Consider the following 14,739-nt stretch of genomic DNA (forward strand, 5'->3'; position numbering starts at 1 on the left):
ACCAATCCTTAATTCACGCTTTTCTGCGCACGTGAGGCAGAGTCGGTAACATCAACAACAGGAATCGCGTTCATTTGCCACTTCCAAGTATCGGTCGTAGTTTCTACCGGGATCATTTCAATACAGTCCGTTGGGCAGGGAGCAACACACAGATCACAGCCAGTACATTCTGACTTGATCACGGTATGCAGAGCCTTAGTTCCACCAACAATGGCATCTACGGGACAAGCTTGAATGCATTTTGTACAACCGATGCACATATCTTCATGAATGAAGGCAACGGTTTTGACCTTATTATCAAGATCATGCGCAGACTCTTCAGCTTCAACGCCCATTAAGTCAGCCAATTTTTCAATGGTTGCTTGGCCGCCGGGCGGGCATTTATTGATTTTATCGCCATTGGCAATGGCTTGTGCATAAGGGCGACAGCCCGGATAGCCACATTGACCGCATTGTGTCTGCGGTAAAATCGCATCAATCTGATCGACGATAGGATCGGCTTCTACTTTAAAGCGGATAGAGGCAAAACCTAAGATAGCGCCAAACACAGCGGCCAATGCGACAAGTGCAAGAATAGCGATGAGTATTGTGCTCATATTACAACTTCACCAATCCTGTAAAACCCATGAAGGCGAGTGACATAAGACCTGCGGTTATCATAGCAATTGATGCCCCTTTGAAGGGCGTTGGTACGTCGGCTACGCCGATGCGTTCGCGCATGGAAGCAAACAGAATCAATACCAATGAGAACCCAACCGCGGCACCAAAACCATAAATAATGGATTGAATGAAGTTATGATTTTCGTTGATGTTGAGAAGCGCAACCCCAAGTACCGCACAGTTGGTGGTGATAAGAGGAAGGAAAATCCCGAGCAGGCGATATAACGTTGGGCTGGTTTTGTGTACCACCATTTCGGTGAATTGCACCACCACGGCGATCACTAAAATAAAGCTCATGGTGCGTAAGTACTCAATACCTAATGGTTTAAGGACATAGCTTTCTACTAAATACGCACACACTGACGCTAGAGTTAGCACGAAAGTCGTCGCTAACCCCATCCCTATTGCGGTTTCTAGTTTTTTTGATACGCCCATGAAAGGACATAGCCCTAGAAACTTTACCAGTACAAAGTTATTGACCAGTACAGTGCCGATTAATAACAAAAAATATTCGGTCATAGTTATATAAGTCTTAAGTTCCGATCTGGTGATTATCGTGCTTTGCCAAGCGAATAACAACCAAGGAAAGATAAGGTTTTATACCTTTGACGGAATTTTGTACGCTGCTACGCCAGTATTAGGTTGATATGGGGCGTTATAAAGCAGTGTCAGCCGGCTATTTTTTATGTGTCGAAAAATGGGCTTGACTTAAATAACACCAAGTCAGTACATACTCACTGTCAGGCCAGTGGTAACCAACGCTGATTGTGTATGATGGATTTAAAAAAGGATGAAGATCAGTGTGAATCTGAAAAATGAGTCGTTTGGCGTGTTTGTCAACATGGATCAGTTCTACCACGTGAAAATCAAGAACCTGTTCAACCCATGGATAAATGGCTTTATAAATCGATTCCTTCGCGGAAAAAATCAACGTAATAAAGCTCGCTAATTGGGCAAAGTGATGAGCAAAAATGTGCTCTGCGGGTGTCATGACTTGCTGGCGAATATCACTGAGCCATTCATCTCGTATGAGTTGTTCAATATCGATACCAAGAGCGGCACACGCTTTAGTCTGGTGAGTGGCGGCTGCGATAGCGTAGCCATGGCAATGGGATATTGAGCCTACGATATTTTGCGGCCAAACCGCTTGGTTCCCCTTGCCAATCTCTAACGTTAGCGACTGTGATTGATCCAGTTTGGTTAGGCAGTGTTTTGCACACATCCTGCCAGCTAAAAATTCACAATGGCGTTTTAGCACGGCTTGGTTTAAAGAAGAGGGCAGGGAGATCCCTTGCTCTTCAAGTTTATTTTTGTATTCAGGCAGATACTTCACTTCAAGCTGGTGGTATTGGATGAAAGATGGCCAGTTTGGAATGATGAGCATGCCTATTTTACCTATCGAGTGAGTGAACTTGTTCGATGCGTCGCCTGCGTGGTGACGTTTATCTCAGATTGAGTGAAAAATCACTCCCCCAGTCAAAAACAAAGTGTTGATGTCTAGGAGAGTGAGTCAGAGTTACTAACTAGAACTGGTAATCAGCGACTATGCCAAAGGTGCGTGGACCGCCGACTTCGTAGAGATCACTTTTCTGGCGAATCACGTACTCTTCATCAGTGACGTTTTTCACGTAAGCGCGAATAGTCAAATCGTTGAGAGTGTAACCTGCATTCAGATTGAACACAGTGTAATCGCCAGCCGTTTTACTCTCTGTGTTGGCTAAATCGGTATAGTAATCGGAAACGTGGTTAACACGAGCACCAAAAAATAGACCAGAATCTAAGTGTTGAGTAAAGCCCGCACCTGCAGACAGTTTAGGAGCGTAACTGAACTCATTGCCTGAGAGATTGGTAGAGGTACCGGTTGGTCCTTCGCTGATGTCCGTTTTAAGAAGACCGACAAACGCAAACAGGTCGAGCCCAGAATCAAACCAGTAAGAGGCTTCAACTTCCGTACCGTAAGTTTTCCCTTTCGGTATATTGGTGATATAGGTGTCGAAGCGTTTTCCGCTGTCACCTGAGACCGAAGTTTGATAATTTTTGTAGTCGTTGTAGAACAGGTTAGCGGTCAGATCCAGCTTGTCATCCAGGAAGCTTGAACGAGAACTTAGCTCGTAGCTCCAGACTTTTTCTTGTTCAAAAACAAAAACTTCTTCTTTGTACTCGTTATAGCCTAATCCACCGGCATTGTAGCCTTTACGGGCCGTAAGACCGAGGGTGGAGTGATCTGAGACATCAAGTAATAGACCAATCTTAGGCAATAGGATGCCGTCATCTTCATCGGCTTTAAAATCGAGTGGTAGGGTAGCGTGATCGAAATCTCGCTTCAGTTCATCTCTTTCATAACGTGCACCTAATAATAGCTGCCAGCGATTATCCAAACGAATTCTTGAGTCAAAGTAGATTGAGTTGGTTAAAACTTCATCTTTACGTTTTAATGAATCTGTTTCGGTGTATTGATCTTTGAAGAAGCTGGCTAGGCCTAGAATCGCATTGTACTTTCCATCAACTGATTGATATGTAAGCTTTGCTTCTGCAGTGTAGTTATCTTCATCCACATCACCATACCAGTCAGTTAGAGGGTAAGCTTTGAACTTGGTGGTGTAGTTACGATGGGCGACTAAAATATCCGTTGTCAGTTCATCATTAATCACATAATTGACGTCTAGGTTGATATTCCAGCTTTTGGTTTCTTGGCGACGCGTGCCACTTTTGCTATGCAGTTCAAGTGTGCCCGGCTTGGTAACGAAGTTGGTGTATTGCCCCTCTTCATTACGGCTACCAACCGTTAGCTTGGCTGTTAGCTTGTCATTTCCTTGAGGTTTCCACAATAATTTACCACGGACATTATAGGATTCGAGCTCGGAAGGATCCCAAGGGTACTGATCGCCGTTAGGCAGAGAGTAATCTATAGGGGTATTGCCTTTGGTACCTTCGGCGGCAAGACGAAACGCTAAAGTATCTTCAACCAGAGGTGCCGACACGACCCCTGCGAGATGATATTTACTGTCTTCATTTTCATAACCAGCGCGAACTTTACCCTCACGGTGGAACGTTGGATCCTTAGTTTTGATCACAACTGCACCAGCAATACTATTGCGGCCTTGGTTGGTGGATTGCGGCCCTTTATAGACTTCCACTTGTTCTGTATCCCACAGTCCAGCTTTACCAAACGCTTCTCCAGACCAAGATTCAGACACGCCGTCTACCGTGGTATTGACGCGCGGTGTTGCGCCTGTCATGAAGGTCAGAAAACCTTCGCCAGGGCCACGTCCATCAACCCCACGAATGTGTGGAATGCCCGACGGTGCATTGAGTACGTTTGGTACGCGGTCGAGCAGATCGTAGTAATCTCGGCTTTCACCATCATCCACTTCATCGGTGAATAGGGTGAGCGAACTGGTGTTTTCGGCCAGTGTTCCTCCCAATTTCTCACCTACCACAACCACAGTATCCTGCTTTTTCTGTGGCTCTTTTTTTTCGAGCTGTTCCGCGACAACATTTGCGCTAGTACTCACGCAGAGGATGCCAATCAGTGTGGCGAGTTGAGTCTTATTGATATTTCTGACTGCCTTACCATTACCGTTATTCATATCCATGGGCTTCATGACCTAAAAGTTCCTTAATAGAAAAAATGATGTTGCTGCAACCATTATCAAATCAACTGTTGCTGGTTGTAATGTTAATGATAATTGTTATTATTTGCAATATCATCAATGCAGTTTTATGCTACTTAGTTTCTATGTTTCAAAAATACTAGGCTTGATATGGGGTGGTTTTAGTAATGATTGTTAATCAGGAGAGCTCACAAGAGAGGGCTGAGCTCAATGGGGTGTTGGCCCGTTTTATTCAAGAGGGCGGCTCTATTGGTGACGAGCCTTGGTGGGCACATGTGCAATCGATCGGCATGCCTTATGTGATTGAAATAAATGGCGAATGTGCAAAGGTTCTTTTTTTATGGCGTGAGCCGAAGCCGAGTGTAGCCGCAAATCAAGCGATCTACGTTGATATTAATGGTGTCACCGATCATCACAGTTTTTCGATGGCGAAGTTTACTCATATCGATAATACCGATGTGTGGTTTTATATCGATAGCGTCAAACAGAGTTGGCGAGGAGGGTATTCTTTTATTCCTGTCCCAGAAGCGTTAGTGCAGCCAAGTTACCAAGGTTCATACGATGCAATGCGCCACCAACATCGGCAATGGCTACGCTCCATTTTTCCACTGAGTTGCGCTGATCCACTGGCTCAAAATGATTTGTCAAAATGCGAGTGGGGGCGCGCGAAAACACCTTGTCATATGCCTAAAGCGCTTACGCAAACAGAGTGGCTCGGTTTCGATTCAGCGCAAGGTCAGTGCTTCAAAAGTGCTGATTCGACCTTTACTTGGCGCAGCACTTTGCTCGGTACATCGCGTGAGATTTGGCTTTATTCGACTGCGCAAAGACCCACCACTGAGCCGTTACCCTTGGTGTTGATGCTGGATGGCCGTTTTTGGTCTCAATCGATGCCAGTTTATGAGGCTCTTTCACAGGCGACCCACAGTGGAAAGCTTCCAGCGGCGCTCTATGTGTTGATTGATGAAATTAGCGCTCAACAACGCAGTGATGATCTCAGCTGTAATCCGCTTTTTTGGCAAGCCGTGATGGAGGAGTTACTCCCCTCGATTAACGAGCGCGTCAGAGTAACCCGCGATGCAGACCAAACGGTGATCGTAGGCCAGAGTTTAGGAGGCTTAGCGGCAATGTACGCGGCATTACACTGGCCGCAGCGATTCGGTTCTGTGGTTTGTCAATCGGGTTCATTTTGGTGGCCCGATTTCTCGATCGTTAAACCCCCCAGTGAATATTGTCCACCGAAAAGCGACTCGCGATTAAGCAAAATGAGCCAAGAGGTACATCAAGGTTTAGGTGCCAATTCACGTCTTGCGCTTTTCCTCGAAGTGGGTAGCGGCGAAGACATCATGATCGATTTAAGTCGAGATCTATACCAACAGTTGGCTTCACAACAGCATCGAATTCAATTTCGTCTGTTTGACGGCGGTCACGAACGACTCTGTTGGCGCGGCGGGATCATCGATGGCTTGTCATATGTTTTAGAACCTTATCTTTAATTTTCAGCGGTAGAGAGAAATATGTCAGAAAAATACACCAACCCTTTTGATGAATCTAAGCACCAATTTTTAGTGCTGATCAATTCGCATAATCAATACAGTTTATGGCCAGAATTCAAAGCCATTCCCGCTGGTTGGCAAGCCATCCTTGGACCGAGGTCAAAACAAGAGTGTTGCAACTACATCGAAGCTCAGTGGTTAGATATTCGAGCTTAAACCAAACGAGTTTTGACTCCTGCAATAGCGGCGCTGTTCATTCATGCTTGTTAAGCGGGGTAACAAAAAGGGACATAGGCAATGACTTTTGTTAGGAATAAAGAGATGTACAACTCATCAGTGCAAGAGGATCAGTGGCCTCTTATCGGCACACAGCAAGGTATTTGGTTTGCCGAGCAGATGATGCCCAATCCAGAGCAATTTAATGTTACCCACTACGTGGTGATTCAAGGTCAAATCGATATTGAGTTATTTTCAAACGCGGTAGCCATCGGCTTGCAAGGCGTTGATTCCCTTCACTGCCATTATTTAGAGAGCGATGGCAGCGTGAGGCAGCAGTTTTATCCAGCGGATGAAGAAGGGCAGTGGCTTGAAATCCTCGACTTTTCACAAGCCGCCTTGCCAGAAGAGTCGGCTCGGGAGTGGATGAAGCACGATCTTGCGCAGCGGTTGGACATTTCATCAAGAAAGAGGCGTTTCCGACACTGTTTAATTGATGTTGGTTCAAGCAATGCACCGCAATGGTTTTGGTATCAACGTTACCATCATATTGACGTGGATGGGTTCAGTGTGAACGCCATCAGTCAATACATCTGCCAACTTTATAACCATTGGCGGATTGGCGCTGCGAAACCTCAAGAGTTCAGCGCTTTTAGTGATGTAATTCAGGAATATCAGCAATTTTTAGACTCAGCAGCGCGCCAGCAGGCGTACGACTTTTGGCAAACGCAAGCGGCTCATTTACCCAATGTTATTTCGCTCACCACAGGTAGCGCAGCCAATACATCATCGAGCACCATCACTCACACCGTGCCATTAATCGGTGGAGAGTGGTTAACTCGCTATAGTCCACAGTTGTTACCCGCCGAGCTTGCGATGGCGATGGTATTTGCTTATCTCCATTTACATTCTGGGCAAGAGCAAGTGTGTGTGGGTGTCCCCTTTATGCGCCGAATGGGCAATGCCGCCACTTGTGCCGCTGGTGCGGTAGTGAATGTACTGCCGGTGGCGCTGTCACTTCATCCACAAATGAGCATTATTGATGTGGCGCGAGAGATGAATAAAACCATCCGCCAAGTTCGTCGCCACCAGATGTATGACGCTGAGCAGATCCAGCGTGATTTGGGATTAGTAGGCCAGCCGCTCTATGGCCCGATACTCAACTTTAAACCCTTTGAAGCTGCACTGAGTTTATCTGGCGTAGAGACTGAGACACATATCCTCTCGGCAGGTCCGATTGATGAGATTGAATTTTCGCCAGTGCTCGATGGTCAGACACTGAGTGTTAATATCACGGCCAACAGCACCAAATATAGCCAAGAGTCATTAGAACTTCATGCCGCTCGTTTGGTTGCGATGGTAGAGCAGATTGCCAACCATCCAACACAGCCACTTGATTTGGTAGAGTTAATCCCGCCGAGCGAGAAGCAGCAGATTGCTTTGTGGTCGGTGGGGCCACAACATGAACATGAAACAGAGCAAACTGTGCTGGATGTATGGCAGCAGACTGTTGAGAGCAAGCCAAACGAAGATGCCTTGGTGTTTAAACAGCAGCGTTGGACATTTGATGCCTTCAATCACCTCATTGAAACTCGAGCGGATCAACTGATTACCGCGGGCTTGCGCCAAGGTGATATTGCCGGTGTCGCGTTACGACGTGGGCCTGAAAGCGTCGTGACTATGCTAGCGATTTTGCGAGCGGGTGCGATTTACCTGCCTATCGATCTTGATTATCCCGTTGAACGTATTGAATCGATTGTTGAACAAGCACGCCCTTGGTGCTTAGTTGTGGAGGAGGATGAGCAAAACATGGCTTATTCATCGATAAGCTACGTCCCTAGGTTTATTGCTCTTCCTGAATTGGCTCGCATTCACACAGCGCCACAACCCAAACCGACGATCAGCCACGGCGACGTGGCTTATATCATCTTTACTTCAGGTTCGACTGGCCACCCCAAAGGAGTCATGAACACACATGGAGCGCTGTTGAATTTACTGCGCTCCCATCAAGGTTCGATTTTTTCTGCGGCCATCAGCAAACTGGCGACACGTCGTCAGTTACCAGAACAAGCTATTACTGTTCGTGCGGCGCATACGACGTCATTCTCCTTCGATGCTTCTTGGGAGCAAGTACTCTGGATGTTGTCTGGCCATACTATGTATTTGTATGACGATGAACAACGGAAAGACGCCTACGAACTGGTTCAGTGTGTTGCTGAAGATAATATCGATGCTCTTGATTTACCGCCTTTACTGTTTGATCAAATGCTCGATAGTGGATTAATGACGAGCGATCACGTGCCGACGTTAGTTTTGATTGGTAGTGAAGCCATACCACAAAAGCTTTGGTCACGTGTGAGTGAGTTTCCCGAACTGCTGGTGGAAAACTTTTATGGACCAACCGAATTTACGGTTGATGCGATCAGCGCTTCGCTTGATGCAGATGCATCGCCTGTCATTGGTCGACCCATTGCCGGTGCTTGTGTTTACGTGCTTGATGAAAATTTAGAGCCTGTCGCTATTGGTGAGGTGGGTGAGCTTTATTTATCGGGTGCGGGGTTAGCAAAGGGCTACCTCAACCAGCCAAGTATGACAGCAGAACGTTTTGTGGCGAACCCCTTTGCGTATGGCAAGATAATGTACCGCACTGGTGATTTGGTGAAGTGGCGAGACAATGGGCTACTGGATTTTGTTGGCCGGTGTGATCACCAAATCAAAATTCGCGGTTTTCGTATTGAATTGGGCGATGTAGAAAGCGCTATTAATGCGATTGATGGTGTTAATACGACGGTAGTCGTGGCAGAGCCTGTTGGCGATACTCATCGTTTATTGGCTTACTGTACTTTGGAAAAAGGGGCTCAGGGTGAGTCAGTTCAACCCACGTTCACAGAGCAAAGACTGCAAAGTCTTATCGCACAGGCGCTGCCTGACTATATGCAGCCAGCCAATGTGATGATCTTGGATGCTTTCTCTTTGAATGTGAATGGGAAAATCGATAGAAAAGCGCTCCCTAAGTACTCGGCAGGCACGCGTAGCGAACGCGTGGCCCCAATAACCCAGCCAGAGCAGCTGTTATGTGATGCGATCACCGAGCTACTCGGTGTCAGTGACGTAGGAATGTCAGATGACTTCTTTAACCTAGGCGGGGACAGTATTTCGGCAATGAGCCTTGGGACGCGATTGCGAACGGCGGGCTATGATCTACGACCCAAAGCTATTTTTGCAGCCCGTCAACTGGGTATGATGGCGAGCCAAATGGTGCCACTACAGCAGCAACAGCGCGAGAAACAAGAAGGCATTATTCGGCCTCTGCCTATGTGGCAATGGTTTGAGGAGACATTTTCTAATACAACCAGTTATGTGCAAAGTGTGCTTGTTGAGGTGGAAAGCGAAACCCAATTAGCGCACTTGCAAGCCAGTTTAGTGCAACTGGTCGCCAACCATTCCGTGTGTCGCTTGGTCCAAAAAGAGCAGCAATACCATATTGAGGCGCTGCAAAATCTTGATGTAAAAAACTGGGTTGAATCGGTTTCGGTTGAGAGGCTAGATGGCAACGTGTTGGACAGTCTGTTTAGCCAGCGCAGTCAGTCGATGTCAATATCATCGGGTCAGCTATTACGCTTGGTGATGATAACGGAGCGCAGTGAGCGTAAAAGTCTCATGATCCTTGCTCACCATTTCCTTATCGATGGTGTCTCTTGGCGAATATTGCTTCCGCAGTTGCAGGCATTAACTCAAGCACAAGTCACAGGTGAAGTGGCGGTGATTTCTGAGGAGGTTACCGGTATCCATTGTTGGTCAAAAGCGCTGTATCAACATTTAGCGGTCGCTGCTGCGCAAATGCCATTTTGGCGAGCGCAGGCACAGCGTGCTGTTGCTCCCATCAAGGATACTGTCGATAAAATACGCATGACGCATTGGCGTACGCCACTCTCTCATGCCGTTACGCAGCCTTTATTTGAATTACCCACACACCAGATGAATCTCGATATTGAAGAGATGCTATTAGCCGCGGTTACGGGGGCGATCGCAAGACTTTATGGGTGTGAAGAGATTAAAGTGAACGTCGAATCTCATGGCCGTGAAGAGTGTAAAGAGGGGATCGATCTCAATCAAACCCTAGGGTGGTTTACCACCGAATATCCGTTGATCATTAGCGTGCCAAAGCATGCTGATTACCGCGAGCGGTTACGTGAAGTGAAGCAAAGTAAGCGCAGTGTGAAAGATAAAGGGCTAGGTTATATGGTGCTGCGCTATCTTGATAATCCGTATCGAGATGAGTTACGCACGTTGGCGAATACACGCCAACCGTCATTGCTGTTTAATTACCTTGGCCGTTTCCAAAGCAGCGATGGTCAGTGGTCACCACAGCAATATAGTGGGCAGTTTGCCGATACATTTGCCGTCACCTTAAACAGTGAACGTGCTTTGCAGCATCCCTTAGAGCTAAATATTTTCGTCGAAGAATCGGCAACGCCGCGATTGGTGCTCAACTGGTCTTGGAATGCTCATCTGTTCAGCCAACAGGAAATGGTGTCGCTGAGCCAACAGATTGAAAGTGAGCTGCTCAAAATACAGCAAGCGCTACAAGTTGGCGATAGTGCTGAGTTGGACCTCTCTGTACCTGCTGACTATACCGAGCCGGGAATCACACTGCGACAAGCGAGCCTATTGCAACACCACTATGGCAAGTTAGCGGATGTACTACCAGCATTGCCTTTACAAGAAGGATTACTGTTCCAATCTCAATTAGGGGATAAAAATAGCAGTTATAACTCCACCACGCGTCTTACTTTCCAAGGTCAACTGTCTGAGCATCGCGTGAGCGAAGCGCTTAATGCGGTGATTAGGCGTCATCCGCAGTTGCTCGCTCGATTTGATAGTTCGATATTAGGGCGCACCGTACAGGTGATGACGCAGGTTAACCCAAGCTGGCCACTGACACGTTATGACATAACAAATATGAGTGGTGATGAGCAAAGCGCGTTGATTGATCAGTTAGAGAAGCAAGAGCTGAGCCGCCAGTTTGACCTTAACGATCCTACCCACAGCCTGTTGCAGGCCCAGTTGATTTTTCATGGCGATCAGCAAAGCACACTGCTCCTTTCAGCACATCATCTGGTGGTCGATGGCTGGTCAACGCCGATTTTATTGAATGATTTTCTTAGTGCATACGCCCAAGGGGTCTCGAACTTACCTCCGGTAACCGTCGGTTATGCTCACGTTGTGAGCCAGCTAACGCAGCGCGATAAAACTGTTGCGACCGAGCTTTGGCGCAAAGTATTAGCTGATGTTCAGCCGTGTATGGCTTTTGATGATATTCCACTTAGCGAGGAAGTTAACGAGCATCAGTTATGGCTATCAAAGCATAAAACGGATCAGTTAAATCAGTGTTTACGACATCATGGCTTAACCATGAGCACCTTAATGCAAGGCCTTTGGGCGAGTATTCTCGCCAGCATGACGGGCCGCGAAGAGGTGGTTTTTGGTACGCCAATCTCTGGTCGGTTCAGTCGTATTGCCGGTATTGATGAACAGATAGGGTTATTCAGTAATACCGTGCCTGTCCGTGTGACACTGCAACCTCACCTTAGTTTGAGTGAGCAATTAAAATCGCACCAAGCGATCCAAATCCAATTACTGGAGCACGATGAACTTGGCTTGGGTGAGATCCAGCAACTGGTGGGTGGAAAAACACTCTTTGATACTTTGCTGGTGGTCGAAAACTATCCAGATCATAGCCGTTGGTACCAGCAAGATTTTAGCGGCGCGAAATTAATGGCTATCCACAATCGTGGCTATACCCATTATCCATTAACCATTCTCGTCTTACCGGGAGAGCAACTGCATATCCTGTTTGAATATCGAGACCGAGTCGGCGTAGCAAAACAGATCGTACAACGATTTGAGCAAATGCTGGATGAGTTTATGGTGTCGAGTGATAAGCCTTTCGCTGAATGGGATCTGCGGTTAAGTGGCGAAATTGAATTGCAGCAACGCGTCAACCAGACCAAAACCGCCGTTGAACGCACGACACTGTGTGATTTGATGATCACGCAGCAACAACGTTCTCCACATCAGTTGGCTTTAATTGATAGTGAGCACCGTTTTACCTATCAAGCACTGGCTGAGCAGGTGGCCGCCATTGCCGATTTGCTGATTCAGCAAGGTGTTAAGGCCGGGGATATTGTTGCTGTTGCCTTGCCACGCAGCGCAACCTTGAGCTTGGCGATCTACAGTATTATCGAATGTGGTGCGGCTTATTTACCGTTGGATGTTGGTTATCCAGATGAGCGCTTGGCCTACATGATCAATGATGCTAAGCCTGCGCTGATCATCACTTGCTCTTCATTCACCTCACGTTTTGAAGGTTTAGCGACACTATTGTTGCTGGATAAGTTACCAGCCCCCGTGCGCGCAGAGCGGCAGAACCGCGCAGATGGGCTTACCCCCTCAAATGCGGCCTACTTGCTTTACACTTCAGGTTCAACGGGTAACCCAAAAGGGGTGTTGGTTTCTCATCAAGCGATTGTCAACCGATTGAAGTGGATGCAGCACCAATATCCCTTGAACTCTGAGGATGTGGTATTGCAAAAAACGCCGTGCAGTTTTGATGTCTCCGTGTGGGAGTTTTTCTGGCCCTTACTGGAAGGGGCGAGCTTAGTGATGGCTCCGGCTGAAGCGCATAAAGACCCTGAATGGTTATTGCAAATAATTGACGATTATCACGTGACCACGATGCACTTTGTACCCTCAATGCTGGCAGCTTTCATGGCCTCAATTGAAGCAACTCACCCAACGGGTTTCACCGTAGCACCAAGCCTCAAGCAAGTATTTTGCTCAGGTGAAGCGCTTGCGAAAGAGCTCTGCCATCAGTACGCACGTAGAATTAATGCACCACTGCATAACTTGTACGGCCCGACGGAAGCGGCGGTTGACGTGACTTATTATCCAGCTTACGGCGAGGCATTAAACGCAAGCGTTGGCCGTAGTGCACCGATTGGTTTACCGGTATGGAACACCCAAGTTTATGTGCTCGATAGCTTTTTAAGAGCTGTACCAATCGGTGTGCCGGGCGAGCTCTATCTTGCTGGCGAGCAATTAGCCATCGGTTACTTTAATCGCAGTGCGTTAACGGCAGATCGGTTTATCGCCAATCCGTTTACTTGTGGCGAGCGAATGTACCGCACTGGTGATGTCGTACGTTGGTTAGCGTGTGGCTCGATTGAGTATTTAGGACGCAGTGATGATCAGATAAAAATTCGCGGGCAGCGTGTGGAACTGGGTGAAATTGAAAGCGCATTACAGGCACTTCCTGCGGTAAAACAAGCGGTGGTCTGTGCTCAGACGCTCTCTACTCATTCAGGTATGTTAGGCGCTGATGAACGGCAAATTATCGGTTACGTCATCGCGCATGATATGAGCGTAACGAATGGCGAGAAGCTACGCGCTGAACTTTCCGAACATTTACCAGCCCATATGGTTCCGGCGGCTATCGTGTTACTGGATCACTATCCGCTTAGCGCCAACGGTAAGCTAGATAAAAAAGCATTACCGCGGCCAAATGACCTCGCAGTACGGGTAGGGCGCAAGGCTCATCCGGGCCTTGAAACACAATTGGTGACCTTATTTGCTCAAGTATTGGCTGTCGAAACACTGTTTGCTGATGATGACTTCTTTACGCTCGGCGGGCATTCACTGCTGGCGATGAAACTAGCGGCAGATATTCGAAGAGCGCTAAACCTACCTGTCACAGTGGGTCAAATCATGGTCAATCCTACGGTGGAGAAACTGGCGAGTTTGTTACTGGATGAAGATGCTTTTAACGACCCAACCTTAGCTGGTTTTGGCGAAGTGCTGCCTATCCGTGCCGGAAGTGGTCCAGCACTTTTTTGTGTCAACTCTGCTTCTGGCTTTGCTTGGCAATACACAGGGCTACCTAAATATCTGACAGGACATTATCCCATTTATGGTTTGCAATCACCTCGGCCCGGCGGAGCGATGGCGACCAGTGAAACGATGGAAGAAGTGTGTGATCGTTTATTACCCGTCTTAAGAGAGGTACAGCCATTTGGACCTTACCATCTATTAGGCTATTCATTTGGCGGGATTGTGGCACAAAAATTGGCCGCGAAGCTTCAACAGCAGGGTGAAGAGGTGCACTTTTTAGGGTTATTGGATACCTATCCACCGGAAGGTCAGAACTGGGATGGCCCGATGGATGAAGAAGAGCAGTACGAAATTGAGCGTGAAAAAGAGCAGTTTCTGGCCATCAATGAGCTAACCGATATTGAATTAGATGAGCAACGTTTGGCGATGTTCAATGAGATTACCGCTAACTATGAAGATGCGGTACGTCTACTTGCACAGGCACAAACGTCTGATTATCAAGGTCCGGCCCACCTTTTCGTGGCGCAGCGTACCGTGCCAGATGGTTATGATATTGATGCTCATTGGCAATCTTTTGTCGGCCAGTTGATTAAGCATCAGTTTGATTGTTCACATGAAGATATCTTGGCCCCAGAAAATGTACGCCAGATTGGCGAATGTTTAAATACGCTGCTGGAGTCGAAGGCTGCACTGAAAAAATAACAAAAACCACCATCGACGAAACCAGTGCTTATCAAGGCTGGTTTCGTCTTAATTTTCGCGATGTTTTGAAAGCATTACATTCTGGTTTGAATAGATAATAGTATGAATATAAAGAATATATTTTTAGATTTTAGCCTACTGAAAAACAACCCACATTTCAG

At 47.1% G+C, this 14,739-nt stretch carries 7 protein-coding genes; 3 read left to right on the forward strand and 4 right to left on the reverse strand.

What is annotated here, in order from left to right; all coding sequences use genetic code 11:
- Positions 1-8: 8 nt before the first annotated feature.
- The 4 genes from rsxB to fvtA form a co-directional block, all read right to left on the reverse strand.
- Positions 9-596, reverse strand: a complete 588-nt coding sequence (gene rsxB, locus AACQ17_RS07775) for an electron transport complex subunit RsxB (RefSeq protein WP_013857280.1) — start codon at positions 594-596, stop codon at positions 9-11.
- 1 nt (position 597) lies between these two features.
- The gene (gene rsxA / locus AACQ17_RS07780; protein WP_010318463.1) at positions 598-1,179 is read right to left on the reverse strand and encodes an electron transport complex subunit RsxA; all 582 of its coding nucleotides are present in this window, start codon (positions 1,177-1,179) and stop codon (positions 598-600) included.
- Between the two features lie 157 nt (positions 1,180-1,336).
- On the reverse strand, positions 1,337-2,044 hold the full coding sequence (locus tag AACQ17_RS07785) for a 4'-phosphopantetheinyl transferase family protein (protein WP_094147108.1): 708 nt from the start codon (positions 2,042-2,044) through the stop codon (positions 1,337-1,339).
- A 139-nt stretch (positions 2,045-2,183) separates the two neighbouring features.
- Entirely contained in the window at positions 2,184-4,265 is a 2,082-nt protein-coding gene (gene fvtA, locus AACQ17_RS07790) for a TonB-dependent siderophore vanchrobactin receptor FvtA (RefSeq protein WP_094129656.1), read from the reverse strand.
- 164 nt (positions 4,266-4,429) lie between these two features.
- On the opposite strand from fvtA, the gene vabH reads away from it, so the two are divergent.
- The 3 genes from vabH (at position 4,430) to vabF (ending at position 14,578) form a co-directional block, all read left to right on the forward strand.
- Positions 4,430-5,770, forward strand: a complete 1,341-nt coding sequence (gene vabH / locus AACQ17_RS07795) for a vanchrobactin esterase VabH (protein WP_094147316.1) — start codon at positions 4,430-4,432, stop codon at positions 5,768-5,770.
- A 21-nt stretch (positions 5,771-5,791) separates the two neighbouring features.
- Positions 5,792-5,986, forward strand: a complete 195-nt coding sequence (locus tag AACQ17_RS07800; protein ID WP_013857274.1) for an MbtH family protein — start codon at positions 5,792-5,794, stop codon at positions 5,984-5,986.
- Positions 5,987-6,091: 105 nt separating this feature from the next.
- Complete coding sequence (vabF, locus tag AACQ17_RS07805) at positions 6,092-14,578, forward strand: vanchrobactin non-ribosomal peptide synthetase VabF (RefSeq protein ID WP_094147315.1); 8,487 nt, start codon at positions 6,092-6,094, stop codon at positions 14,576-14,578.
- Positions 14,579-14,739: the final 161 nt, after the last annotated feature.

It is taken from the genome of Vibrio sp. V10_P2A27P122 (assembly GCF_963874335.1).
Classification (GTDB): domain Bacteria; phylum Pseudomonadota; class Gammaproteobacteria; order Enterobacterales; family Vibrionaceae; genus Vibrio; species Vibrio anguillarum.

Excerpts from the sequence above, each read along its gene's own strand:
- rsxB (WP_013857280.1), bottom strand. The coding sequence starts at position 596 with ATGAGCACAATACTCATCGCTATTCTTGCACTTGTCGCATTGGCCGCT.
- rsxA (WP_010318463.1), bottom strand. The coding sequence starts at position 1,179 with ATGACCGAATATTTTTTGTTATTAATCGGCACTGTACTGGTCAATAAC.
- AACQ17_RS07785 (WP_094147108.1), bottom strand. The coding sequence starts at position 2,044 with ATGCTCATCATTCCAAACTGGCCATCTTTCATCCAATACCACCAGCTT.
- fvtA (WP_094129656.1), bottom strand. The coding sequence starts at position 4,265 with ATGAAGCCCATGGATATGAATAACGGTAATGGTAAGGCAGTCAGAAAT.
- AACQ17_RS07800 (WP_013857274.1), top strand. The coding sequence starts at position 5,792 with ATGTCAGAAAAATACACCAACCCTTTTGATGAATCTAAGCACCAATTT.
- vabF (WP_094147315.1), top strand. The coding sequence starts at position 6,092 with ATGTACAACTCATCAGTGCAAGAGGATCAGTGGCCTCTTATCGGCACA.